The sequence below is a fragment of the Sphingomonas sp. genome, from assembly GCF_041661885.1.
GTDB lineage: Bacteria > Pseudomonadota > Alphaproteobacteria > Sphingomonadales > Sphingomonadaceae > Sphingomonas.
Genome location: NZ_JBAZTL010000003.1, coordinates 206,819 through 231,040 on the forward strand (window position 1 = coordinate 206,819; position 24,222 = coordinate 231,040).

At 63.3% G+C, this 24,222-nt stretch carries 27 protein-coding genes; 12 read left to right on the top strand and 15 right to left on the bottom strand.

Going from position 1 to position 24,222, the window contains the following annotated elements:
• Positions 1 to 40 precede the first annotated feature (40 nt).
• The 4 genes from WC704_RS07410 (at position 41) to WC704_RS07425 (ending at position 2,781) form a co-directional block, all read left to right on the top strand.
• On the top strand, positions 41 to 1,384 hold the full coding sequence (locus WC704_RS07410; protein WP_372889277.1) for an AAA family ATPase: 1,344 nt from the start codon (positions 41 to 43) through the stop codon (positions 1,382 to 1,384).
• Between the two features lie 70 nt (positions 1,385 to 1,454).
• On the top strand, positions 1,455 to 2,120 hold the full coding sequence (locus WC704_RS07415) for a hypothetical protein (RefSeq protein WP_372889278.1): 666 nt from the start codon (positions 1,455 to 1,457) through the stop codon (positions 2,118 to 2,120).
• A gap of 230 nt (positions 2,121 to 2,350) precedes the next feature.
• Positions 2,351 to 2,506 (top strand): stability determinant, encoded by a 156-nt coding sequence (locus tag WC704_RS07420; protein ID WP_372889279.1) that lies wholly within the window; start codon positions 2,351 to 2,353, stop codon positions 2,504 to 2,506.
• The gene (locus WC704_RS07425; RefSeq protein WP_372889280.1) at positions 2,506 to 2,781 is read left to right on the top strand and encodes a type II toxin-antitoxin system RelE/ParE family toxin; all 276 of its coding nucleotides are present in this window, start codon (positions 2,506 to 2,508) and stop codon (positions 2,779 to 2,781) included. Before WC704_RS07420 ends, WC704_RS07425 begins: the two co-directional genes overlap by 1 nt.
• Positions 2,782 to 2,887: 106 nt before the next feature.
• Here WC704_RS07425 and WC704_RS07430 read toward each other — a convergent pair whose 3' ends face one another.
• Complete coding sequence (locus tag WC704_RS07430; RefSeq protein WP_372889281.1) at positions 2,888 to 4,456, bottom strand: oleate hydratase; 1,569 nt, start codon at positions 4,454 to 4,456, stop codon at positions 2,888 to 2,890.
• A gap of 161 nt (positions 4,457 to 4,617) precedes the next feature.
• Here WC704_RS07430 and WC704_RS07435 point away from each other — a divergent pair, with 161 nt between their 5' ends.
• The 3 genes from WC704_RS07435 (at position 4,618) to hslU (ending at position 7,193) form a co-directional block, all read left to right on the top strand.
• Positions 4,618 to 5,043 carry a hypothetical protein gene (locus WC704_RS07435; protein ID WP_372889282.1) on the top strand — a complete coding sequence of 142 codons (426 nt, stop codon included), beginning with the start codon at positions 4,618 to 4,620 and terminating at the stop codon, positions 5,041 to 5,043.
• A 96-nt stretch (positions 5,044 to 5,139) separates the two neighbouring features.
• On the top strand, positions 5,140 to 5,706 hold the full coding sequence (hslV, locus tag WC704_RS07440) for an ATP-dependent protease subunit HslV (RefSeq protein ID WP_372889283.1): 567 nt from the start codon (positions 5,140 to 5,142) through the stop codon (positions 5,704 to 5,706).
• Positions 5,707 to 5,897: 191 nt separating this feature from the next.
• On the top strand, positions 5,898 to 7,193 hold the full coding sequence (gene hslU / locus WC704_RS07445) for an ATP-dependent protease ATPase subunit HslU (protein WP_372889284.1): 1,296 nt from the start codon (positions 5,898 to 5,900) through the stop codon (positions 7,191 to 7,193).
• A 30-nt stretch (positions 7,194 to 7,223) separates the two neighbouring features.
• Here the strand turns inward: hslU and WC704_RS07450 are convergent, their stop codons facing one another.
• From WC704_RS07450 to murC, 12 genes are all read right to left on the bottom strand, one after another.
• Complete coding sequence (locus WC704_RS07450) at positions 7,224 to 7,604, bottom strand: hypothetical protein (RefSeq protein ID WP_372889285.1); 381 nt, start codon at positions 7,602 to 7,604, stop codon at positions 7,224 to 7,226.
• Positions 7,601 to 8,008: a hypothetical protein gene (locus tag WC704_RS07455; protein WP_372889286.1), complete on the bottom strand. Its 408-nt coding sequence runs from the start codon at positions 8,006 to 8,008 to the stop codon at positions 7,601 to 7,603. The genes WC704_RS07450 and WC704_RS07455 overlap by 4 nt, the downstream gene beginning before the upstream one ends.
• A gap of 56 nt (positions 8,009 to 8,064) precedes the next feature.
• On the bottom strand, positions 8,065 to 8,793 hold the full coding sequence (gloB, locus tag WC704_RS07460) for a hydroxyacylglutathione hydrolase (protein ID WP_372889287.1): 729 nt from the start codon (positions 8,791 to 8,793) through the stop codon (positions 8,065 to 8,067).
• Positions 8,793 to 9,206: a VOC family protein gene (locus tag WC704_RS07465; RefSeq protein WP_372889288.1), complete on the bottom strand. Its 414-nt coding sequence runs from the start codon at positions 9,204 to 9,206 to the stop codon at positions 8,793 to 8,795. The genes gloB and WC704_RS07465 overlap by 1 nt, the downstream gene beginning before the upstream one ends.
• A gap of 57 nt (positions 9,207 to 9,263) precedes the next feature.
• Positions 9,264 to 10,028: a hypothetical protein gene (locus WC704_RS07470; RefSeq protein ID WP_372889289.1), complete on the bottom strand. Its 765-nt coding sequence runs from the start codon at positions 10,026 to 10,028 to the stop codon at positions 9,264 to 9,266.
• Entirely contained in the window at positions 10,025 to 10,756 is a 732-nt protein-coding gene (locus tag WC704_RS07475) for an alpha/beta hydrolase family protein (protein WP_372889290.1), read from the bottom strand. Before WC704_RS07475 ends, WC704_RS07470 begins: the two co-directional genes overlap by 4 nt.
• Before the next feature lie 93 nt (positions 10,757 to 10,849).
• Entirely contained in the window at positions 10,850 to 11,776 is a 927-nt protein-coding gene (locus tag WC704_RS07480; RefSeq protein ID WP_372889291.1) for an alpha/beta fold hydrolase, read from the bottom strand.
• Complete coding sequence (locus WC704_RS07485; RefSeq protein ID WP_010407093.1) at positions 11,773 to 11,982, bottom strand: helix-turn-helix transcriptional regulator; 210 nt, start codon at positions 11,980 to 11,982, stop codon at positions 11,773 to 11,775. The genes WC704_RS07480 and WC704_RS07485 overlap by 4 nt, the downstream gene beginning before the upstream one ends.
• The gene (locus WC704_RS07490) at positions 11,979 to 12,398 is read right to left on the bottom strand and encodes a hypothetical protein (RefSeq protein ID WP_372889292.1); all 420 of its coding nucleotides are present in this window, start codon (positions 12,396 to 12,398) and stop codon (positions 11,979 to 11,981) included. The genes WC704_RS07485 and WC704_RS07490 overlap by 4 nt, the downstream gene beginning before the upstream one ends.
• Positions 12,399 to 12,489: 91 nt before the next feature.
• On the bottom strand, positions 12,490 to 14,109 hold the full coding sequence (locus WC704_RS07495) for an NAD(P)/FAD-dependent oxidoreductase (protein WP_372889293.1): 1,620 nt from the start codon (positions 14,107 to 14,109) through the stop codon (positions 12,490 to 12,492).
• 75 nt (positions 14,110 to 14,184) lie between these two features.
• Complete coding sequence (locus WC704_RS07500) at positions 14,185 to 14,439, bottom strand: DUF6356 family protein (RefSeq protein WP_372889294.1); 255 nt, start codon at positions 14,437 to 14,439, stop codon at positions 14,185 to 14,187.
• 19 nt (positions 14,440 to 14,458) lie between these two features.
• The gene (gene murC / locus WC704_RS07505) at positions 14,459 to 15,868 is read right to left on the bottom strand and encodes a UDP-N-acetylmuramate--L-alanine ligase (RefSeq protein ID WP_372889295.1); all 1,410 of its coding nucleotides are present in this window, start codon (positions 15,866 to 15,868) and stop codon (positions 14,459 to 14,461) included.
• Positions 15,869 to 16,010: 142 nt separating this feature from the next.
• On the opposite strand from murC, the gene WC704_RS07510 reads away from it, so the two are divergent.
• Positions 16,011 to 16,826, top strand: coding sequence for an LD-carboxypeptidase (locus tag WC704_RS07510; RefSeq protein WP_372889547.1), 816 nt, complete (start codon positions 16,011 to 16,013; stop codon positions 16,824 to 16,826).
• On the opposite strand, the gene WC704_RS07515 is transcribed toward WC704_RS07510, so the two are convergent.
• Complete coding sequence (locus WC704_RS07515; protein WP_372889296.1) at positions 16,823 to 17,230, bottom strand: hypothetical protein; 408 nt, start codon at positions 17,228 to 17,230, stop codon at positions 16,823 to 16,825. The two genes, WC704_RS07510 and WC704_RS07515, sit on opposite strands and share 4 nt — an antisense overlap.
• Before the next feature lie 337 nt (positions 17,231 to 17,567).
• Between WC704_RS07515 and WC704_RS07520 the strand changes: the two genes are divergently transcribed.
• The 3 genes from WC704_RS07520 (at position 17,568) to infC (ending at position 21,691) form a co-directional block, all read left to right on the top strand.
• Complete coding sequence (locus tag WC704_RS07520) at positions 17,568 to 18,809, top strand: methyl-accepting chemotaxis protein (RefSeq protein ID WP_372889297.1); 1,242 nt, start codon at positions 17,568 to 17,570, stop codon at positions 18,807 to 18,809.
• A 142-nt stretch (positions 18,810 to 18,951) separates the two neighbouring features.
• On the top strand, positions 18,952 to 20,955 hold the full coding sequence (gene thrS / locus WC704_RS07525) for a threonine--tRNA ligase (RefSeq protein WP_372889298.1): 2,004 nt from the start codon (positions 18,952 to 18,954) through the stop codon (positions 20,953 to 20,955).
• A 232-nt stretch (positions 20,956 to 21,187) separates the two neighbouring features.
• On the top strand, positions 21,188 to 21,691 hold the full coding sequence (infC, locus tag WC704_RS07530) for a translation initiation factor IF-3 (protein ID WP_231565245.1): 504 nt from the start codon (positions 21,188 to 21,190) through the stop codon (positions 21,689 to 21,691).
• Positions 21,692 to 21,721: 30 nt separating this feature from the next.
• Here the strand turns inward: infC and WC704_RS07535 are convergent, their stop codons facing one another.
• The gene (locus WC704_RS07535; RefSeq protein ID WP_372889299.1) at positions 21,722 to 22,105 is read right to left on the bottom strand and encodes a VOC family protein; all 384 of its coding nucleotides are present in this window, start codon (positions 22,103 to 22,105) and stop codon (positions 21,722 to 21,724) included.
• Positions 22,106 to 22,357: 252 nt separating this feature from the next.
• Here WC704_RS07535 and WC704_RS07540 point away from each other — a divergent pair, with 252 nt between their 5' ends.
• Positions 22,358 to 24,199, top strand: a complete 1,842-nt coding sequence (locus WC704_RS07540) for a cache domain-containing protein (protein WP_372889300.1) — start codon at positions 22,358 to 22,360, stop codon at positions 24,197 to 24,199.
• Positions 24,200 to 24,222: the final 23 nt, after the last annotated feature.

Here is a 24,222-nt window from a genome sequence, read left to right on the forward strand (position 1 = left end):
ACGGTCTTCAACCGGGCGGGCGAATTTCGCCATTCTCGTTATGCGCGCTCTGGACAGAACGCGTTTTGGGGTTGCGTTAGGGAATTGGTTCGGGAAAGCACGCCAGATGCTCAAGAGGTTATCCATTACGCGCTTCAAGTCCGTCAGGGACCAGCAGCTCGAATTTGGACGTGTCAATCTTTTTATTGGTGGCAATGGCACGGGTAAGTCAAGCTTGTTGGAGGCCATCGGCCTGACCTCGGCATGCCTAGGCCGAGGCCTTGGAGATAGCGATATCAGTCAGAAGGGGCTTCGCCTCACACCACCAGAACTCATGAAGTCCTCGTTCAAGAACGAAAGCCTTCCAAAGACCCTTGAGCTGGATGCCTGCTTCAGCAACGGCCTCGATTACAAAGTCGTACTCCAAAGCAACGCGCGTGACCCTCTATTAAGCATCTTCTCAGAATCGTGCTACTCGCAAACCCACAAGATATTTGGGAGGAGCAATCGCGGCGCTAGCGCGACTGGTGTATCACACGCAACTAGGCTGGAAAAAAATCGCGGTATTTGGGATCAGATCAAAGCGACGTACGAAATCGCGCCCGAGATTGATCAAGAATTTTCTGAATTTGCTCGCTATGTGATCTATACACCGCAAACTGACTTTTTGAGGGGAAAGCAGGCAGGACGGGTGGACGTTCCACCCGTCGGGCTCCATGGAGAAGGCTTGCCTCAGGCCGTCTCAACTTTCTTAGAGACGTACGCCGCGCATCGGCGGTCGACCCGAGGCAGGACGCCTACTGCCGCATGGAACATTCTTGATGCTTGCGTTAGACTGGTTTGGCTCCCAGGCTGGGCCTCAACGTTTGGCACCCATGTTGCGAAGCCACTATTAACGTCAAGAGATGTAGTTGATCGCGCTAGCGAAACCGTATATTTTCTAGACAGATTTATGCATGGGAGCAGGAATAGACTATCAGTCTATGACAGTAGCGAGGGTTCTCTTTTCCTATTGTTCGCGGCAATAATCCTATCCCACCCGCTTTCTCCTAAAGTATTCGCTTTAGACAATGTAGACAATGCCCTTAATCCAAAACTTACACGCAAGTTAGTTGAGACGATAATTGAGGTATGTAGCCGAAGTCAAAATCAATCGAGTGATGTGGGTGCCAAGCAAGTATTTCTCACAAGCCACAACCCGACCGCGCTCGATGCATTTGACATATTCGACGACGACCAAAGGGTTTTCGTCGTAAGAAGAAATGACAAGGGGCATACGGTCGCCGACCGACTAACGCAACCCAAAGGTGCGTCGCGAGAAGATTGGGAGCTAATGAAGGCGGGAAGAAATCTCTCCCAACTTTGGCTTGATGGAGACATACCGGGCGCCTTGGGGAATATCTGAAATGCACATTGGCGTTGTTTGCGAAGGACCGACTGATTACCCGGCAATAATTTGCTTCTTTGGGGAGGCCTTGAAGGCTCGCGACATAAACGCAACTTTTAACGCCTTATTCCCCGAAATGGACCGAACAAGGCCTGAGGCAGGATGGGCCAACGTGCTCCTTTGGCTAAAAAATAACCCGCCAGCGAAACGGATCCAGCAATACTTCGGAGGCGGGCTGTTTGGAGGAAATTTGTCAGGTGAACAGTATGATGCGATCATAATTCACTTAGACACGGACATCATAGAACACGAATCGTTCATAAATTTTGCACGTGAAAGCTATAACTACAATATCTCAACCGGTGGTGACTGCGAGGCGCGGGCGGCAGAGATATCCGCAGTGATTCAAATAGCTGCGGATTTCAATTCCATGACGCAACGTGATCAGTCGCGACATGTGCCGACTCCAGCGGTAGAGTCGACTGAGAATTGGTGTGTGGCAGCCTTCCATGGGCAACCTGAAAATTTCGAGCTTATCAGGGGCAATGAACTGACAAACAGGTTTATGGCCGCCTTGGAAATGTCAGAGAGTAGATCACCTCAAGATCAATATACAAATGTAGACAAAGATAATAATCGAAGAAAAAGGTTCTGCGAAAGACATGCCGGCGGAGCCTCTAGGGTAATATCCGGGTGTAAGCAGTTTGCGTCAGCTTTAGATAAGCTGGCAGCCATACAGCCTACACCTTCATAGGCATAGTTCCACCATGCGCCACCTCCCCACCAACTCCGCGCATCTCGGATGTTTCGCCAGCGCTCGCGCCAAGCCCGCGTTCAGCGGCCCCGACTGCAGTTCCGGGGACACCGCAATTCTGAGGACATAATACCCAACTCCCCCACACATCCCATCGTTTGCGGCGCGGAACCCTTCTCCCCTCCTCCGTTTCGCGCTATATTCCCCACATGCCCAAGCTCTCGCCCATTGTGTCCGAGTTCGAGTCGACCGAAGCGGCCGAAGCGCATGATCGCTGGGTACGCGAGAAGGTGGAGCAGGCGCTCGCCGACCCAGCACCCAGTATCCCGCACGATCAGGTGATGGCCGACCTCCAAGCCGTTCTCGACGGACACGCGCCCGGCTGATGCTGCGGCTGGTCTGGCGTCCAAAGGCGCGCCGTGACCTGCTCGACATCGCCGCCTTCATCCGCCAGCGCAATCCGCTGGCAGCGCAGCGCCTGCCCGCCCTGATCCGCGACGCCGCCGAGCGCCTACCGGAACATCCGTACGTCCACCGCCCCGGCCGGGTGCCCGGCACGCGCGAGGCGGTGGTCCACCCCAATTACATTCTGATCTATCGGGTTCTGGCGGACACCGTCGAGGTGATCACCGTCCTCCACGCCCGCCAGAAATATCCATGAACTCAAGCCGCAGCTCCCCGCGACCCGCCGACGTCCTTTGACACCACCGCACCACGGCCCCACCCCAACCCGGCGCCGGGTGAAGGGGAGGGGCCATCCGCGCGTCCTACCGGTGCAGCGTCCTGATCGCATCCACGATCACTTGCGGGCTGTGCAGCCCCTTATAGACCGGCGGCGGGGTGCGATCGAGCTTGAGCAGCGTGTACACCGCCGTCATCGCGCAGCGCACCGAATATTCCACGGTGAACACCACGTCGTCGGGCTGCTCGGCATATTGGCCGAGAAAGGCGAGGTTGGTCGATCCCGCGGGCACCACCTTGGGCCGGTCCTTGGCCGTGCGCACCATGAACTGGCTGGTGATATAGGGCATCGCGCAGGGGATGCAGGTCGATGCCGCCATCACCGCCGCCTGGTCGGCCGCGCTGAAGTGCAGATGGCCGAGCACTTCCTCCAGTATCTCCGCGCCGGTGCAATCGACCATGCGCTTCTTGACGTAATCGCCGACGCGATCGTGGAACAAGCCATAGCCCCACCATACCGAAACGCCCTCGGGCTGATCGGCGAAGAAGGGCTGGTGGTAGATGGAGAGCGTGATCAGCCAGCTCGAATCCTTGAAGGTGATCAGCCCGCCCGTGCCGGGGGCGCTGCCGCTGAAGCGTTCCATCAATTGCAGGAACAGCGGGTCCTTGACCGTGACGGTGTAGGAAATCCACGAGCTTTCGGCGATGTTGCCGTTGAACGCGGCGGGGTTGCCGAAGGCGGGGCGGCCTTGCGCGAGCTTCTCCCACAGTTTCCACGCGCCCGAATGGTTGCTGGCGTCGAGGCCGGGGGCCTTGGTCATCGATCCGAACGCCTTGTCGGCGGTCATCGATCCGTTGGTGACGAACACGCAGTCGCCGGGCGCGACCGGGATCGCCTCGGGGCCGTGGTCGGTAAGCGTGGCGATGCTGGTGACGGTGATCGCCTCGCCGCTCGCAAAGCCCAGATCCTCGACCCGCACGCCGAAGCGGAAGTTCACGCCGCGCTCCTTCAGCCAGTTGACAATCGGCACGGCGAAGCTGTCATATTGGTTGAGCAGGCTGCGATAGATGCCCTCCTGCGTGTCGATCGTCGAGAAATGGTGGACGAAGCGCTGGAGGTAGCGCTTGAACTCGATCGCGCTGTGCCACGGTTCGAAGGCGAACAAGGTACACCATTCAAACCAGAAATTGCTCTGGAAGAAATGCGGTTGGAAGCAATCGACGATGCGTTTGCCGTCGAGCAGATGCTCGGGCTCGGCCATGATCTTGACCAGGTCGATGCGGTCGCGCTCGGTAAAGCCCATCGTATGGAAATCGGGGATGCTGCCGTCGCGGTTCACCAGCCGCACCTTGTTGTGCCACGGCCACGCGGCATTGGCGCGGTCGGTCTCCTCGCGCACCGAGATGCTCGGGTCGCTCGCCGAGGGGATCGAATCGAGCAGGTCGAAGGTGCATTGATACATCGCCTCGAACATGCGGCTGCCGCTCATGAAATAGCCGTTCTCGGCATCGCCATGCGCATCGAACGCACCGCCGAACTTGTGGCTTTCCTCCAGGATGACAATGTCCTCGCCCGCCACGCCGCCGTCGCGGATCAGGAAAACCGCACCGGCAAGCGCGGCAATGCCGCTGCCGACGAAAGTATAGGTGCTCATGCTGGCGGTCCTTTTTCGGGATGTCGGACCGCCGTTTATCAGCCGCCTCGCGCGCGCGAGCAGCCTCGGAAACTACGCAAACGGCGTGCGCGAAAGGGCCGGATCGCAACCTTCTCGCGATCCGCGCATTACCTCTGGATCCATATCAGGAGGATTTCGAAATGCGCGCATTCACGCTGGGTTTGATCGCCGCGTCGACCTTGGTCGCCGGCTGCACCGAATATGGCGACGGGCCGCGTCGCGGTTACGGCAATGGCGGCTATTCGCGCTATGATTACGACCGGCCGGACCCCTCTTATAACGGCTATGACGCGTCGCGTTACTATCGCGAGGACAACCGCCGCTATCGCGAACGCCAGCTCAGCGCGAATGACCGCGTCTATCGCGGCAGCGACGGGCGCTATTATTGCCGTCGCAATGACGGGACGACCGGGCTGATCGTCGGTGGCGTTGCCGGTGGTGCGCTGGGTGCGGCGATCGCGCCGGGCGGTTCGGGCGTGCTTGGTGCGTTGCTCGGCGGCATTGGCGGGGCGCTCGCGGGCCAGGCGATCGACAAGAGCGACAATCGCGACGTGCGCTGCCGCTGAGGCGATTGGGCCGGGCGAGGGGGTTCCCTGGTCCGGCTCGCGCAAACTTGTGCGGCTGGATTGCGCAGCCGTAATCCGCATCCCATATCGCTGCGCATGAGCGAGAACAAAATGGTGTGGCACGGCACCACGATCCTGTCCGTGCGCAAGAATGGCCGCGTCGTCGTCGCCGGAGACGGCCAGGTGACGCAGGGACAGACCGTCATGAAACCCAATGCGAAGAAGGTCCGCCGCTTGGGGGATGGATCGGTGATCGGCGGCTTTGCCGGTGCCACCGCCGATGCCTTCACGCTGTTCGAGCGGCTTGAGCGAAAGCTGGAGCAGCATCACGGACAATTGCTGCGCAGCGCAGTCGAATTGGCCAAGGACTGGCGCACCGACAAATACCTCCGCAATCTGGAAGCGATGATGATCGTCGCCGACAAGGACGTGACGCTGATCCTGACCGGCAATGGCGATGTGCTGGAGCCCGAGGCGAGCGCCAACGGCACCGTCGCCGCGATCGGCTCGGGTGGCAATTTCGCGCTGTCTGCCGCACGCGCGCTGGTCGATTACGAAGCCGATGCCGAGACGATCTGCCGCAAGGCGATGGCGATTGCGGCGGAGGTGTGCGTCTATACCAACGACCGGCTGACCGTGGAGAGCCTTGCGGCGTCTGCCTAAATGCCCTCCCCTCCCGCTTGCGAGTTTCGGGTGAACGATGCCCCGCATCGTTCAGGTCAGGCTGGGAGCCTGACCGACCCGAAACTGGGCTGGGGGAGGGGCGACCACTTTCCCAATGCTAACGCGGGTGGCGAGCGCGAGCCCTCCCCCTGCCCCTCCCGCGAGCGGGAGGGGAGAAGAAGAGACCCAAAATGAACGAAGCCCTTACCCCCAAAGCCATTGTCGCAGCGCTCGATGCGCACATCATCGGCCAGGCCGACGCCAAGCGTGCGGTTGCAGTCGCGATGCGCAACCGTTGGCGGCGGCAGCAACTGAGCCCGGAGCTGTGCGACGAGGTAAGCCCAAAGAACATCTTGATGATCGGGCCGACGGGCTGCGGCAAGACCGAGATCAGCCGCCGCCTCGCCAAGCTCGCCGATGCGCCGTTCATCAAGGTCGAGGCGACCAAATTCACCGAGGTTGGCTATGTCGGTCGCGACGTCGAACAGATTGCGCGCGATCTGGTCGAGGAAGCGATCCGGCTGGAAAAGGAACGCCGCCGCGCCGCGGTGAAGGACAAGGCCGAGGAGGCCGCGATGGGCCGCCTGCTCGACGCGCTGACCGGCAAGGGCGCGAGCGAGGCGACGCGCGAGGCGTTCCGTCAGCGGCTGCACGACGGCCATTTGCGCGACACCGAAATCGAGATCGAGCTGGAGGCGCAGCCCAATATGCCCTTCGAGCTGCCCGGTGGCGGTGCGCAGATGATTAACCTGTCCGAGATGATGGGGAAGGCTTTCGGCGGCGGCCAGTTGAAGCGCCGCAAGCTGACCGTGCCCGCCGCATGGGACAAGCTCGTCGAGGAAGAGGCCGACAAGCGCCTCGACCAGGATGAGGTCAGCCGTGCCGCTTTGGCCGATGCCGAGGCGAACGGGATCGTGTTCCTCGACGAAATCGACAAAATCGCGGTCAGCGACGTACGCGGTGGATCGGTTAGCCGTGAGGGCGTGCAGCGCGATTTGCTGCCGCTGATCGAGGGGACGACGGTCGCGACCAAATATGGGCCGATGAAGACCGACCACATCCTGTTCATCGCCAGCGGCGCATTCCACGTCGCCAAGCCGAGCGATTTGCTGCCCGAGCTACAAGGCCGCTTGCCGATCCGGGTCGAGCTGAAGGCGCTGACCGAGGACGATTTCGTCGCGATCCTCAGCGACACCAAGGCATCGCTGACGCAGCAATATGTCGCGCTGATCGCGACCGAGAATGTCGGGGTCGAATTTACCGAAGACGGCATCCGCGCGGTCGCGCGCATTGCGGCGGAAGTGAATGGCGAGATCGAGAATATCGGCGCGCGGCGCTTGCAGACGGTGATGGAAAAGCTGCTGGAAGATGTCAGCTTCAACGCCGAGGATCGCGGCGGTGAGACGGTGGTGGTCGATGCGGCCTATGTCGAGACGCATCTGGCGAGCATCGCGCGCAATACCGATCTCAGCCGGTTCGTGCTGTAAGGGAGGGGAGGGTGCCCCGGCCCTCCCGCTTTACTTAACCCCGCTCTTAACCTTGTCCCACGGCACGAAGGCTCCCAGGCGACAGCGTGGGCCAGGGATGCCAAGCCCGGAGCGATCGAGCGTGTAGAACAGGTCGCCGCGACAGACCTGCCCGCCAAACACTTCGTTCACCACGATCGCATCGTCGTGGAGGCCCGGGCACGCATCGGGTAGATCGTTGCGCCAGATGCGACTGCCATCATGGTACAGCAGCGTGTGATCGTCGATCACTTGCGGGCTGCCGATCCGGCTCGTCGATAGGCACGTCTCGGGCTTGCCCGCTGCGCGCCCGGCCAGCGCCTTGTCGAGCGCCTTGCTGTCCGACGCCACCATCGTGGCGAGCACGGATACGAGTAGGGCGGCGCGGATCACGGTTTGCGATACGGGATGAAGTCGCCGAAGCTGCAACTGCCGCTCGGGATATGGCTGACGAGATCGACCGTGTGCACGATATCGCCGCGGCAGAACTGGCTGCCGAAGGTTTTGCTCACGATCGCGTCACCGCGCCGCAGCCCGAAGCAGCCGCCGCCGGTATCGGTGCGCATGATGTCGTTGCGGCCGTTCTTGTACAGGATCGTGTCGCCGACGCGGGTGGTGTCGCGGTAGCGGATCGGGTCGATGCAGGTCTGCGGCTTGCCCGGCACCAGCCCGGCAAGCTGCTTGTCGAGTTCGACCTTGTCCTGCGCGGCCTGGCGCGCGGCATAGCCCTTGGTATCGGCGGAAAGTGCAGCGGTCCCGCCGATCAGCAGCACGGCGGGTAGAAGGAAGCGGTACATGGCAACGGTCCTTTTCACAGCATCTACCCCCGAAGTGTCTTTACGCTATTTCGCGGTCAAAAAACATCCTTTGCCGCGCGTCGTTCGGCCAATTGCTCAGCGGAGGAAGCGCGCAGGAACGGGTTGGTGGCCAGTTCCAGCGCGATCGTGGTCGGCACGGTCGGCTCGCCTGCCGCACGCCTGGCATCGACGTCCTTCATCCGTTCGGTGATGGCGGCATTGTCGGGCTCGGCGGCGGCGGCATAGCGGCCGTTCGACTGCGTATATTCGTGCGCGCAGAACACGATCGTCTCGGGCGGCAGTGCGGCGAGCCGCTGCATATTGGCGAACATCTGCGCCGGCCCCCCTTCGAACAAGCGCCCGCAGCCCATTGCGAACAGCGTATCGCCGCTGAACAGCAGCGCATCATCGGCCATGTGGAACACGATATGCCCGGCGGTGTGCCCCGGCGTTTCGATCACGCGCGCGACATGGTTGCCGATCTTGACGCTATCGCCCTCGCGCAGACCATAATCGAGCGTCGGGATCTTGTCGGCTTCGGCGGCGGGGCCGCTGACGGTCGCGCCCAGCGCCTTGATCTCGGCATTGCCATTGGTGTGATCGGGGTGCCAGTGTGTCGTCCAGATCTGCGAAATCTTCCAGCCGCGCGCATTCGCCGCCGCTAGAACGGGCGCTGCCTCGCTTGGATCGACCGCCACGGTTTCGCCGGAAACGGCGTCGTGCACCAGCCACACATAATTGTCGTCAAGCGCGGGCACGCGGACGATGTCGAGGGTGGTCGTCATTACCATTCTCCAGTGTTGGGCATCGACATCCAGGGCTCCGCAGGCGGCAGCACGCCATCTTGCAGCAGCTCGATCGAGATATTGTCGGGGGTACGCACAAAGGCCATGTGGCCGTCGCGCGGGGGACGGTTGATCGTCACTCCGGCGTCCATCAGCCGCTGGCACGTCTCGTAGATATTGTCGACGCGATAGGCGAGGTGGCCGAAATTGCGCCCGCCCGAATAGGGTTCCGGGTCCCAATTGTGCGTGAGCTCAACTTGCGCGTCATGGTCGCCGGGCGCGGCGAGGAAGATCAGCGTGAAACGGCCCTTTTCATTGTCGAAGCGGCGCACTTCCTCCAAGCCGAGCAGTTTGAAGAAGTCGACCGTCGCAACCGGATCGGTCACGCGGATCATCGTGTGGAGGTATTTCATCGACGCACTCCTGCAGGCTTTGCCGCCCAAATAGGCGTGCCCGGCGGCAAGCGCCAGCTACGGTTTGGCGTCGAATTGCGTCAAGGCCGCCGCCGCTGCCTTTCCGGGCACGCTGTCGGGGCGCAGCGACACCGCCTGCTGCCAGGCCGCCTTGGCCCCGGCTTCATCGCCAGCCAGTGCGGCGATGTTGCCTGCCTCCAATTGTACCGCAGGATCGTCTCCGCCCAGGCGCAAAGCCTCGGCAATATCCTTCTTGGCGCGGGGCAACTCCTGCATCCGCCGCGCGAGCGTTGCCGACAACAGCCATGCCAGCGGGTCGGTGGGGACTTCGCCCAGCGCATGGTCGATGTCGTCGCGCGCATTTTCCGTGTCGTCGCCCGCCACCATCGCGCGCGCGCGGTCGAGATGCGCCTCGCCCAGCGACAGGCCGGTCAGCGTGCCGGTCGCCAGCGCGGCATCGAGTGCGCTGCGCGCCTTGGAGGCATCGCCCGCCGCCAGCCAAGCATTGCCCGCCTGTGCCCAGTAATTGGCGGCTTGTGTGTCCTTGGCCCGTTCCGCGCCGGTTGCCGCTTTCTCGAACGCGGCGGCGGCGGCGGACCAGCGTTGTTCGCGGCTATAGGCCATGCCCAGGCACTGGCTGGCAAGAAAGCTGCCGCCCGCCAATTCCCATTGCCCCGCCTCGGCCTCGGCGGCGGTGGGGTTGGTGGTCGACAGCGCCAGGCACCGGTCATAGCGGTCGCCACTCGGGGCGGCGGGGCCAGTCGGCCCGGTGGTGGTGCTTTGCACAAGCGCAGCGGCGGCAAGCAGAGGCAGCAAGATCATAAGGCGCGCGTCACATCCTCAACCGCGGCGATCAGCAAGGCGAGATCCGCATCGCGTGACAGGCGGTGGTCCCCGCCCTTGACCAGCGTTAGCTGCACATCGCCTGAACGGAGCAGCTCGGCGAGGCGCAAGGTGCGATTCCACGGCACTTCGGTGTCGGCCAGGCCCTGCAGCAGCCGCACCGGCACGTCGATCGGCAGGCCTGAGAACAGCACCCGATTGGCCTCGCCCGATTGCCAGAAAGCGCGGGTATAGACCATCGGCAGATCGGCATAGCGCCCGACCTTCTCCAGCCGCCCTTCGGAGAGGATCTGCAGTTTCTCATCGACGGTGAAGCCCCAGTCGGTGAAATCGGGCGCGGGCGCGATGCCGACCAGCGCCGCCACCTTGTGCGGATGGTCGCGCGCGACCAGCAACATCAGCCAGCCGCCAAGCGACGATCCCACCAGCACGGCGGGCCCTTCGACCAATTGATCGAGCATCGCCAGCACATCGTCGCGCCACCCGGTGAGCGTCTGGTCCTCGAAATCGCCCTCGCTTTGCCCGCACCCGCCATAATCGAAGCGCAGAAAGGCGCGACCGCTGCGCTTCGCCCAGGCTTCGAGCGTCAGCGCCTTGGTCCCTTCCATGTCGGAGCCATAACCGGGCAGGAACACCACCGTCGGGCCGGTGCCCTCGGTCAGATGATAAGCGAGCGCGGGGCGGGCAGGGGGCGGGGCGTCGGTCATGGCGGCGGGCTTAGCCGAAGATCGGGGGAGGGGAAATCGGGCGTTTGTTTTCCCCTTCTTCCTCCCCGGCCTTCGCCGGGGAGGAAGGGAGGGTTACTTCCCCGCCACAAACGCGACCACCGCCGCCTTGAATGCCTCTGGCTGATCGAGCATCACCATGTGCGCGCTGTCGCCAATATCGACATAGCTGATGTGCGGCGCTGCGGCATATTGCTTGCGGTAGAACGGATCGGCCATCGCCTTGCTCGGTCCGCCTGCATTCCAGGGGTATAGCAAGGTTATTGGTGTCGTGATCGACCCCAGGACCGGACGCAAGTCGGTGGTCAGGTCCTCATACATCGCTTGTGCGGTTACGCGGGGGTCGGCGGCCTTGGCCCAGGCGGTCATCCGGACGATGCTGGCAGGCTTGATCGCCAAACCGCGCGTTTGTGCCGCCAGCGCCGCGTCGCTTGGCGCGGTGCCATAGCTGGCGGCGATCGCGTCGCGCAATTTTGCGGCTTGCGGCGCGACCAGCGCAGGAGTGGGATCGACGCCCGGTGGAGCCATCAGCACCGCGAAATACGGTAGCGAATCGACGATCATCAGCCGCGCAAGGTCTTCCGGATGCGCCTTCGCCAGCATCATGCCGACCAGCCCACCCATCGAATGACCGATCACCAGCGTGCCGTGCAGTTTCTCGCGCGCGATATAGCCATCGAGGTCGGCGACGATGCCGTCGAGCACGCCGGGCTGGAGGTTGGCCCCGGGATTGTCCCCGCCAAAACCGTTGACCTGCACCAGGATGACGCGGTGTGTTTTGGCCAGTTCCGGCGCGACATCGTCCCACACCGCGCGCGGGGAGGCGAGGCCGGGGATCAGGATCACCGGGCTGCCCTTGCCCATCGTGACGATCGAAATATGCGGCAGGCGCTGCTCGGCTGTCGTCGCCACCTGTGCGACGGTTGGGGCGGCGTGGGTCGGCACGGCGGGCAGCAACAGCGCCAGCGCGGCGATCAAAGCAGTTTTGCGGGCAGACATCATGCGGCGTCTCCTTTGGAGGGGCTAACGAAAATCGCTTCGATCGGAAGCGCGAACAATTCGGCGATGCGGAAGGCGAGCGGGAGCGAGGGGTCGTAGCGCCCGGTCTCGATTGCGTTGACGCTCTGGCGCGACACCTCCAGTCGCTCGGCCAAGTCGCCCTGGCTCCAGCCCCGCTCGGCGCGCAGCACCTTGAGGCGGTTGATCATGCTGCGGCGCGCGACGTCAGGCGGTCGCGCAGACCCATCCCGCATTGGACCAATCCGAAGGCACCGCACCACAATGGGAAGGCGAGGAAGGCGGGTGGCTGGTCGGTAAGCCCGCCATTGGCGAGAAAGCCCCAGACCGTCAGCACGGCCAGCAATATCGCTAACCCCCCAAGCATTGCCTTTACCAGGCGCTGGCGCAAAAATTCGTCGCGTTCCTCGGCCAGGTACAGACCCATGATCGCGATCACGCCGAGCAAGGGCAGGGACGGGGCAACCGCAAGCGCTGCCAGTGTAATGCCGGTGGGGTGCCACAAACGGATTAGATAGGTCGCGGCGAACAGCACAACGCCATAGCTGAACATCGTTGGAATAAACCGCACGACGTAGCGCTGCTGCGCGGGATTGCGCTTCTGCATGGAAAGCATCCTTTCACTCTTGTGAAGGAAGCTTTACAGTCAAGTTTCCTTGTCTGTCAAGGAGCCCTGATAGGGCCGGTAGCGAGTCCGCTCACGCCGTGATCTGCGCCGCCACCGCTTCCGCCACCTTGATCCCGTCCACTGCCGCCGACAAAATCCCCCCGGCATAGCCAGCGCCCTCGCCCGCCGGGAACAGCCCGGCCGTATTGAGGCTCTGGAAATCGTCGCCGCGCGTGATGCGCACCGGGGCCGAGGTGCGCGTCTCCACGCCGGTCAGCACGGCGTCGGGATGGTCGTAGCCCGGAATTTCACGCCCGAACTGGACCAGCGCCTCGCGCATCGCGGTGATGACAAACTCGGGCAGGCACAGCGACAGGTCGGTCATCGTCACGCCGGGGCGATAGGAGGGGATGACGCTGCCAAGCTTGGTCGAGGGCCGCCCGGCGAGGAAGTCGCCCAACAGTTGCGCGGGCGCGTGATAGTTGGAGCCGCCCGCGACGAAGGCGCGTTCCTCGATCTGACGTTGCAGCGCGATCCCGGCGAGCGGATGCTCGGGATAGTCACGCTCGGGGTCGATGCCGACCACCATCCCCGAATTGGCATTGCGTTCGTTGCGCGAATATTGGCTCATGCCGTTGGTGGCGACGCGGCCCTCCTCGGAGGTTGCCGCCACCACCGTGCCGCCGGGGCACATGCAGAAACTGTAGGCGGTGCGCCCGTTCTTGGCATGGTGCGAGATGTGATATTCCGCCGCGCCCAAAATCGGGTGCCCGGCATTGGGGCCGAAGCGCGCCTGGTCGATCCACGATTGCGGATGCTCGATGCGCACGCCGATCGAGAAGGGCTTGGCCTCGATATGCACGCCGCCTGCATGGAGCATATGGAAGGTGTCGCGCGCGCTATGGCCAACCGCGAGCACGACCTGTTCGGCGGCAAGATAATCGCCGTTATGCAAATGCAGCCCGCGCATCCGCCGCGCGCCGTTTTCGTCGGTGGCGACATCGATGCCATCGACGCGCGTTTCGAAGCGATATTCGCCGCCCAGCGCCTCGATCGTTGCGCGGATGCTTTCGACCATCGTGACGAGGCGGAAGGTGCCGATATGCGGGTGTGCCTCGGTCAGGATTTCGGGCGGGGCACCGGCCTTGACGAACTCGGTCAGCACCTTGCGGTCGAGATGACGCGGGTCCTTGATCCGGCTGTAGAGCTTGCCGTCGGAGAAGGTGCCAGCACCGCCTTCGCCGAACTGCACGTTGCTTTCCGGGTTGAGCACGCTGCGCCGCCACAGGCCCCAGGTGTCCTTGGTGCGTTCGCGCACCACCTTGCCGCGATCGAGGATGATCGGGCGGAAGCCCATTTGCGCGAGGATCAACCCGGCGAACAGCCCACACGGCCCCGCCCCGATGACGACCGGGCGCGGGCCACTCCAGCCCTCGGGCGCTTTGGCGACGAATTTGTACGCCGTGTTGGGGGTGGGCTGGACATGCCGGTCCTTCCTGAAGCGCGCCAGCACCGGCGCTTCGTCGCGCACATTCACATCGACCGAATAGACCAGTTGGATGTCGGTCTTGTCGCGCGCGTCATGCGCCCGCCTGGCAATGGTGTAGCGCACCAGATCGCGCGGGGTGATGCGCAGCCGCTGGCGGATCGCGGCGGCGAGTTCTTCGTCGGCATGGTGGAGCGGGAGCTTGAGATCGGTGATGCGCAGCATCGCGCCGCCATAGCGGGGAAGCGTGGTCTCGGGAACCGGGGCTCTGTATCCTCCCCGTTTCGGGGAGGATCAGATTCAGATTACATATTCGACCGTGCGGCGTTGCAGTTCGTCCGCCATCACCGCCGCGCGCTTTTCGACGATGCGCTTGTTCAGGCGCAGCACGGTCTGGCTCCCGGTGGTTTTGAACGCGGCGGGTACGAAGGCATGAACAAGGCACGCGAGTCCGCCGCCAACCAGCGCCATGCCAAAGCGCGAGGCGACGCCGAAATGCTCGGTATAGCTCTCGCCAACTGCGGCGGGGTGATCGAGGAACAGGCGGCGAAACATAAAGCGGCTCCTTGGTAGTTCAGGCGAACCTGCGCGCGATTTGTGGCAGCATGTCGGCGGCCAACTGGCTCAGCGTATCATCGCGCGCGCCCATTACCACAATCCGGTCGCCGGGTCGCGCTTGCTCGACCAGCCAGGCGGCGGCCTGTGCGCGATCGGCGATGTGGTGCGCCTGCGCGCCGATGTCGCGGGCGATGTCGGCACTGGTCACCTCGCGCGCCACCGTCCCGCCCTGATAGACCGGATCGGGCAGCACCAGCAGGTCCTCGTCTTCGAGCATCCGCTGGAACATCGCGACCAGTTCGGCGCGCATCACCTTCAGTGGACCATAGCCGTGCGGCTGGAACAGCACGAGCAAGCGCCCCGGAAAGGCGTGCAGCGTCGCCAGCGTCGCGGCGATCTTGTCGGGGTTGTGCCCGAAATCGTCGATCACGGTGACGTCGGCGCTGGTCCCGACCAGTTCGAAGCGGCGCTTGAGCCCGGTAAAGCCCGCAAGCGCGGGGATCGCTTCGGCCAGCGGCACCCCCGCCGCGCGCGCTGCGCCCAGTGCCGCCAGCGCATTGGCGACATTGTGCTGCCCCGGCACCGACAGCCGCACCGGATGCGTCGCGCCATCGACCAACAGATCGAAACCGATCGCGAAGGGTTCGGGCTGGAGGTTGCGCGCGCTGAGATCAGCAGCCGCCTCGACCGCGAAGGTTACCAGCCGCGCGGGATCAAGCTTTGCCGCCAGTGCTGCCGTCTCGGCATCGCCCAGGTTGAGGACGGTCGTTTCGGCCTTGCCCGCGAAATCGGCGAACAGCGCGCGCAGTTCTTCCAGCGATTTGTGGTCGAGGCTGACATTGTTGAGCACCGCGATTTTGGGCGTGTAGAGCGCGATCGACCCGTCGCTCTCATCGACTTCGCTGACAAAGGCCGCGCCATCGCCGACCAAAGCGCTGGCAAAGGGCGCGTCGGCGCTAGCGAAATTCTTCATCACCGCGCCGTTCATCACGGTCGGGTCGCGCCCGCAGGCGTGGAGGACCCAGCCGATCATCCCCGTCACGGTCGATTTGCCGCTGGTGCCGGCCACGCCGATTGGCAGTTCGCTCGCGTTGAACAACGATGCGAGCAGTTCGGGGCGGCTCAACCGCCGCGCGCCGACGCGATCGGCGGCGACGATATCGGCGACGCTCGGCTCGACCGCCGCCGAGGCAACGACGATCTGCTCGGTCGAAGTGACGCCGGAGCCATCCTGCGGAAACAGCGTCACGCCCTTGGCGGCGAGATCGGCGAATTTGGTGGGCAAACGCCCGGCATCGAGCGTGCGGTCCGATCCGGCGACGCTGGCCCCGCGCCCGGCCAGGATCATCGCCAAGGGCATCATGCCGCTGCCGCCAATGCCGACAAAGAAATAGGGGGCGGAGAAGTAGGATTTGCCGTTGCTCATGACAGCGGGCTATCGCGGGTTGTCGGAAAGCACCACCCCTCCCGTTCGTTTCGAGCGCAGTCGAGAAACCGGGCGACGGGGCGGGGGGCAGGTTTCTCGATTGTGCTCGACAGAGATGGGCTCGAAACGAACGGTGATAGCAATGCGAATTGGGGTGGTGGCACCGGCACGCGGGATCGATGAAGCGCTGGCGTCGCGTGCGCTCGGGCTGGCGGCGGTGGCGACGCCGGAGGTCGATCTGGTGTTTCATCCGCAATGCTTCCTCAGCGAAGGGCATTTCGCCGGGTCGGACGCGGTGCGTGCGGCGGCGTTTCTGGAGGTCGCCAACGATCCTGCTTTTGACGCGATCTGGTTCGCGCGCGGCGGCTATGGCTCCAACCGCATCCTGCACAGCGTGATGCCGCATTTGGGCGAGGCCGCGCGCCGCAAGACCTATCTTGGCTTTTCCGACATGGGCTTCCTGCTCGGCGCGTTGTACGCCGCCAGAATCGGGCATCCGGTGCACGGCCCGATGGCCTCGGTTGCGGCGAGCGGGGACGGTGGTGCCGCCTTTGCGCGGTCGCTCTTGTGGCTTGTGCGCAAGGATCGCTCCGTGCTTGAGCCCGGCCTGGACGGGCGACCGGCAGCGGCGTTCAACCTTGCAATCCTGACCGCGCTGATCGGCACGCCGTGGCTCCCCGATCTCACCGATCATGTGCTGATCGTCGAGGAAGTGTCCGAGCCGCTCTACCGTGTCGATCGCATGTTGTTCACGATGGCACACGCGACGCAGCTCAAAGGGCTGGCGGGCGTTCGTCTGGGCGAAGTCAGCGAAGTGGTGGACAACGATCCGCCCTGGGGCGAAAGCCTTGAAACTATGATCGCGCGCTGGTGCGGCGAGATGCGCGTGCCCTATCTCGGGCGCGCCCAAATCGGCCATTATCGCGGCAATCGCGTGGTGCCGTTCGGGGTGGCCTAAGCCGCGCGGGCAAGGGCGGGTCGGTCGTCGTCATTGGCGGTGGGCGGGGCGGCCCGCTTGCCATGCCGCCGCCGCCGCGCGCGCGGCGCACGGCGTGGCAGAAAGCGTGCGACGATCGCGCGCCAGCCCGCGCCACCGCGCGTGGCGGTCGCGACCACTGCAGTCGTCAGCACAATGTCGATATAGGTCGACACGTCCCACAACAGGACCAGCGCCATGTCGAACGGCCCGGCCACCGCCAGCATTTCGGCACCCGCGATCAGGATGGCCGCCATCAGTGCCAGAAAGATGAGGTGTCGACGCTCGATCCTGCCAACCGCATCGCGGGTGATCCCCACGATACGATCCAGCCACCGCGCCGCAGCCGTTTCGGGGAAAAGCCGGAGTACAATGATTGTGTACATCAGCAATCCGGTCAGCATCATTCTGTTCCCTGCTGGATGAGGCCGCGATTTTGTCGAAACCCGTCCGCAACATAGTCAGCCGCGTCGGCAATCCGCAATCGCGAAGAGCTCATCGCCGACGCGGAATTGGCGTGACGTGCGAAATTTCACAAAATTTTTTCCTATAATATCGATGCAGGCGTCTTCGCACCGTGCGCGAGGATGGTCTTTCTAATTCTAAAGTATGATTTCAGGAGGCCCCCCCGTGTATTGGTTTAAATCGTCAGCTCCCATCCGGTTGAAATTGCTTGTTGCCTTCGGGTTGTTCGTTGGTTTGTTGGCCGTAACGACCTGCGCTATGTGGTTGAATCCCAAGGGTGCGTTGCTGGTCGGTGTGGTTGCGACCACGGTCGGCCTCGTCATGGCGCATCTCTTCCGCGAGGCCATTGCCGGCCCCTATGTCGCGACGGTCGTACGGATGGAGGGGCTCGCCGCCGGCGATCTCGATTCACCGATTGAATTCACCGAATTCAGCGATTGCGTAGGGCGCATGACCAAGGCGATGTTCGCATTCCGCGAAAATGCGCAGCAGCAAGTCGTCATGAATGCGGAGCTGGAACGTAATTCGGAAGTCAACGCGACGGTGACCAGGACGATGGTCGAAAAGCTCGGGCGGCTTTCCGATGGCGACCTTACCGCAAATATCACCGAAAATTTCCCCGGCACCTATGCGTCGATGAAGAGCAGCTTCAACGAGGCGCTCGGCAATCTCCGCGAGTTGCTTGCCTCGGTGAAATCGAGCGCCAGCAACATTCACAGCGGCTCGAACGAAATCGCCCAGGCGGCCAACGATATTGCCCGCCGCACCGAAAGCACCGCCGCGAGCCTGGAGCAGACCACCGCCGCGATCCAGCAAGTCGATTCCCGCCTCAAGGCGACGGCACTTGCCGCGTCGCAGTCGGTGGAAACCTCGGAACAGGCCAATGCCGCCGTGCTTGAAGGCCGCGGTCGCACCGATGCTGCCGTGCAGGCGATGACGCGCGTGCTCGACAGCGCCAAGGGCATCGATGACGTGATTGGCGGGCTCGACAAGATCGCGTTCCAGACGCGCGTTCTCGCGATGAACGCGGCGGTCGAGGCCGGGCGTGCAGGCGATGCCGGGCGCGGCTTTGCGGTGGTGGCCGATCTCGTCTCGGCGCTCGCGATGCGCGCCGAGGAAGAGGCCAAGCGTGCGCGCGACCAGTTGGGCGTCACGCGGATCGATATCGGCGCGGCGGTTGACGCGGTCCAGCAGGTGGACGAGGCGTTCGGCGTCATTCTCGACTCGGGCGACCGGGTGGCGGTGCTCGCAAAGCAAATCGCCCATGATAACGAGGCGCAGGCTGGCGCGATCACCGAAGTGAGCAGTGCCGTCCACGCGATCGACCGATCGACGCAGGAAAATGCCGCGATGGTTGAGCAAACCTCGGCTGCCGCGCGCAACCTGACCGGCGAAGTCGGGCAATTGTCTGCCCAGGCCGACCGCTTCCAGGTCGAGCAGGGCCGGCGAATGCCCCCGCCGAAGGTGCGGTTGGAAACGATGGTCAGCGGTCATTGCTGAGCGCAGGCGGGTGGGGCGGTATGACCGTCCCGCCCGCTTGACAGCGGTGGCTGGCAGAGGGTGACGGAACGCCCGCGCTTGCTTATATCGGCGGCCCCGGCTTAAGCGCCGGGCTCCTGATAGCCAAGAAAGTCCCATCCCGATGTCCGCCCTGTTCCGCATCTCGCTGCCCGACGGTTCCGTCCGTGAGGTAGCACCGGGGACTACCCCCGCGGATGTGGCTGCGGCGATCGGGCCGGGCCTGGCGAAAGCGGCGATCGCCGCGCGCGTCGATGGCGAATTGCGCGACATCACGCGGCCGTTTGAGGGTGACAGCGCGCTCGCGCTGGTGACCGCGAAGGATGAAGCCGATGCGCTGGAACTGGCGCGGCATGATTTCGCGCATGTGCTGGCCGAAGCGGTGCAGACCCTGTTTCCGGGGACGCAGATCACCTTCGGTCCCTCGACCGATGACGGCTTTTATTACGATTTCGCGCCGAAAGATCGTCCGTTCACCGACGAGGATTTGCCCGCGATCGAGGCCGAGATGCGCCGCATCATCGGCAAGGACGAACCGCTGATCCGCGAAGTGTGGAGCCGCGCCGATCTGATCGCGCGCTGGACCGCGCAGGGCGAGAGCTTCAAGGCCGAATGGGCCGCCGAATTGCCCGAGGGCGAGGACCTGACGGTCTATAAGGCGGGCAAGGGTGATGACGCGTGGCTCGACATGTGCCGCGGGCCGCATCTGGCATCGACCGGCAAGCTAGACCCGCAGGCGTTCAAGCTGACGCGCGTGAGCGGTGCTTATTGGCGCGGCGACCAGAAGAATGCGATGCTCAGCCGCATTTACGGCACTGGCTGGCTGAACAAGAAACAGCTCGATGCGCATCTGACGATGCTGGAGGAAGCCGCAAAACGCGACCATCGCAAGATCGGCCAGGAAATGGACCTGTTCCATCTCCAGTCCGAAGCGCAAGGCAGCGTGTTCTGGCACCCCAAGGGCTATATGCTGTGGCGTCAGCTCGAGGCCTATATGCGGCGTCGGCTCGACGCGGCGGGCTATGTCGAGGTGAAAACCCCGCAATTGATGGACGCGCGCCAGTGGGAGCAGTCCGGCCATTGGGGCAAATATCGCGAGAACATGTTCGTCGTGCCCGACGAAATCCCGAATACCGAGGATGACGCGGCGATTTTCAGCGGCACCGCCGATCTGATGGCGCTGAAGCCGATGAACTGCCCGGCGCACGTGTTGATTTTCCGCCAGGGCATCAAGAGCTACCGTGACTTGCCGATGCGCATGGCCGAATTCGGCTGCTGCCACCGCAACGAGCCGCATGGTGCGCTGCACGGCATCATGCGCGTGCGCCAATTCACGCAGGACGACGCGCATATCTTCGTGCGCGAGGATCAATTGGTCGCCGAAGTACAGCAATTCTGCGAATTGCTCGACAGCGTGTACCAGGACCTGGGCTTCTCCGATTATGCGGTGAAGCTCGCGTTGCGCCCCGAAAAGCGCTTCGGTTCGGACGAGATGTGGGACAAGGCTGAGGACGAATTGCGCCAGGCGGTGCTCGGCTCCAACCTCAGCGAGACGATCAAGGCCAATTTTGAGGAACTGCCGGGCGAAGGGGCCTTCTACGCGCCCAAGCTCGAATTCCACCTGACCGATGCGATCGGGCGGACGTGGCAGGTCGGCACGATCCAGTCGGACCGCGTGCTGCCCGAACGACTCGATGCCAGCTATGTCGGCGCGGATGGCGAGCGCCACCGCCCGGTGATGCTGCACCGCGCGATCCTCGGCACGTTCGAGCGCTTTATCGGCATCCTGATCGAGCATCATGCCGGGCGCTTCCCCTTGTGGCTGGCGCCGGTGCAGGCGGTGGTTGCGACGATCGTGTCCGATGCGGATGGATATGCCGCCGAAGTGGCCGCGAAACTGGCGGCGGCGGGCATTCGCGTCGAGACCGATCTGCGCAACGAGAAGATCAACTACAAGGTGCGCGAGCACTCGCTGGCAAAGGTCCCGAACTTGCTCGTCGTCGGCAAGCGCGAGGCTGAGGAAGGTAAGGTCGCGCTGCGCCAATTGGGTAGCGACCGGCAGCAGTTCCTGCCGCTGGACGAAGCGATTGCGATGCTGACCGAGGCGGCCAAGGCCCCGGACCTGTAATCGTTCTTGCACTTCCCCGGCAAAGGCCGGGGCCCAGGAGCGCAGGCGGAATTGGCTGGCACCACGCCCGCTTACCACCAGCTTCGCAACTGGGCCCCGGCCTTCGCCGGGGAAGCGGTCAATGCAGTGCGCGCTGCACCTTTCGTTTTGCCCGAAAATCCCCTATATCAATCCATCAACAACGACAGGAGCTACACCTATCCGTCCTCCCATGACCCGGCAGGCGCCGCCAATGAACGGCCCTCGCTTCAACGAATTCATTGTGTCGTCCAAGGTCCGCGTGATCGATCAGGATGGCGAAAATCTTGGCGTGATGTACACGCGCGAGGCGATGGAGCAGGCGCGCGAGGTCGGTTTGGACCTGGTCGAGGTGTCGCCCAACGCTGATCCGCCCGTCGCCAAGTTCCTTGATGTCGGCAAGTTCAAGTACGAGGCGCAGAAGAAAGCGAACCTCGCACGCAAGTCGCAAAAGACGCAGGAGATCAAAGAGATCAAGATGCGTCCCAATATCGATGACCACGATTACGACACCAAGATGAAAAAGGTGCTCGAGTTCATCGACGAAGGCGACAAGGTCAAGATCACGCTACGCTTCCGTGGTCGTGAGTTGAGCCACGGCCAGCTTGGCATGATCTTGCTCCAGCGCGTGCAGGCCGACGTGGCGGAAACCGCCAAGGTCGAAGCCTATCCGCGCATGGAAGGTCGCCAGATGCTGATGGTGCTTGCCCCCAAATAAGCGCGGGCGGGGCTTGCCCGGCGCTTGCGGTCAGGCGGCGGGCGCTTCCCACAATTCGATCGGATTGCCCTCCGGATCATGGATTCGGGCGAAGCGACCCGTCGCGGGATCGTCCCATTCGGGCTTGGTGATAATGGCGATTCCCGCTGCGCTGAGTCGCGCGATCAGCCCGTCGAGATCCTGCACGCGCAAATTGAGCATGAATTGCCGGTCCGCTGGAAAATAATCGGTGTCGGCGGCGAACGGCGCGAACACCACCGGCCCGCCTTGAGCCTGCCACGCCCACGGATCTTCCGCTGCGCCCTCGACCGATACGCATCCCGCGCCGATGCCGAGCTGTTCGCGATACCATGTCGAAAGCGCGTCGGGGTTGGAGCTGCGAAAGAACAGGCCGCCAATTCCGAGTACGGGCATCATATCCTCCTGCGGGATCGTTACGCAGCGCGCGGGCAAGGCACGGTCGAGTGTATCACGCGATGCGCGGCGGGAAAGCAACTATTTGGAGTAGCCCCTTCGGAGAAGGAGGCACGGTTTTCAGCCGTTGCGCCGATCGGTCTTGCAAACAACCGTTTCGGCCACGCTCGAAATATCCAATCAATCCACAGGCTTTTGGTCCGCGAAACCTTGCTGCCTCCTATAATGAGCGAAGGCAAGAAGGACCACGCGATGCGTTTGAATATTGGGAGGCGGCTGAATCTGCTCACGCTCGCGGCCTTGTGCGCGATGACCATCGGGCTCGCTATGGCGCTGCTGCGGCTGGGTAATGTGATGCTGCACGATGGCACAATGCAGACGCGTGCAACGCTGGAAACCGCTTATGGCGTCGTTGAACATTATCAGGCGGAAGAGGCCGTTGGGCACCTGACGCGAGGTCAGGCGCAGGCAGCGGCGCTCTCGACGCTGAAGCGGATGCACTATGACGGCAAAGAGTATTTCTGGGTGAACGATCTGCTGCCGCGCATGATCATGCATCCGGCCAAGCCGGAGCTTGATGGCAAGGATCTTCGCCAGACCGCTGACCCCGACGGTCGCTTTCCCTTCGTCGAGTTCGTGAAGGCGGCGGAGCGCAACCCCGACGGGGACTTTGTCGCCTATCGCTGGCCCAAGCCGGGATCCGATACACCGCAGCCCAAAGTCTCCTTCGTGAAGAAATTCGCGCCGTGGGGCTGGGTGATTGGCACGGGCGCCTATCAGACCGACATTTGGGCGGCGATTTGGCGCGAAGCGGCGTTGCTGGTCGGCCTGGCACTGTGCGGAATTGTAGGGATGGCGGCGCTCGGATGGTTTCTCGGTCGCTCGATCACGCAGCCGCTCAATGCGCTTACGGTGCGCATGGAGGGGCTTCAGGCAGGCGATACCGCTACCGACATCCCAGGCCTGGCCCGCTCCGATGAGCTGGGCGACATGGCGCGTGCGCTCGGCACTTTTCGTGACGTCGCCAAAGACAAAGCGGAGGCGGATCGCATCAAGGCCGAGGAGGATGCGGCGCAACACGCCGTGGTCAGCACGCTCTCGCGCCATCTCAAGGCGATGTCGGATGGCGATCTGACTGCGCAGATTCAGCAGACCTTCCCGACTAATTATCAGGAGCTTAAGGGTAATTATAATAGCGCGCTCGGCGATCTTTGCGAATTGATGGCGTCGGTGACCGAAGCTTGCCACGGCATCCGCACCGGATCGGACGAAATTGCGCGCGCCGCCGACGATCTCGCACGGCGTACCGAGGGCAATGCTGCCAGCCTGGAGCAGGCGTCCGCGTCCTTGTCGCAGATGGAAGGGACGCTCGTTCACACCGCAGAATCGGCGGGCCAGACCGTCGAACAGACCGAGCAGGCCGTTTCGACCGTGGTCGCCGGCCGCAACATCGCCGAGAATGCGATGGCGGCAATGGGCCGCGTGTCGGAAAGCGCCAAGGGCATCGACAGCGTGATCGAAGGGCTCGACAAGATCGCGTTCCAGACGCGCGTGCTGGCGATGAACGCGGCGGTGGAGGCGGGGCGCGCTGGTGATGCGGGGCGCGGGTTCGCAGTGGTCGCGGATCTTGTCTCGGCACTGGCGATGCGCTCGGAAGAAGAAGCGAAGCGTGCGCGGGGGCAATTGACCTCTACGCAAGAGGATATCGGCGCTGCCGTCGGCGCGGTGCGGGATGTTGACGGCGCGCTCGCCGGCATTTCGGGCAGCGTCGAGCAGGTGCTGCTGCTGGTATCGCGCATGGCGACCGACAACCGCACGCAGGCATCGACGATCAAGGAGATTGCCGGGGCGGTCAACGACATCGATCGCGCGACCCAGCAGAATGCGGCGATGGTGGAGGAAACGTCCGCCGCGGCGCGCAACCTCGCCACCGAAGCCGATGGCCTCAATCGCAGTGCCAGCCGGTTCAAGACCGGTGAGGATGCGCTGGTTCTTGGAACAACGGCTGTTCGGGCGGCCCGCCCCGCTACCTCAACGACACGCGATCATCGACCAAATGCGAGCGCGGCGCGCGAGGTTTACGCCCGGGTTTGACCTGGCGGTGCGCGGGCGTTGCC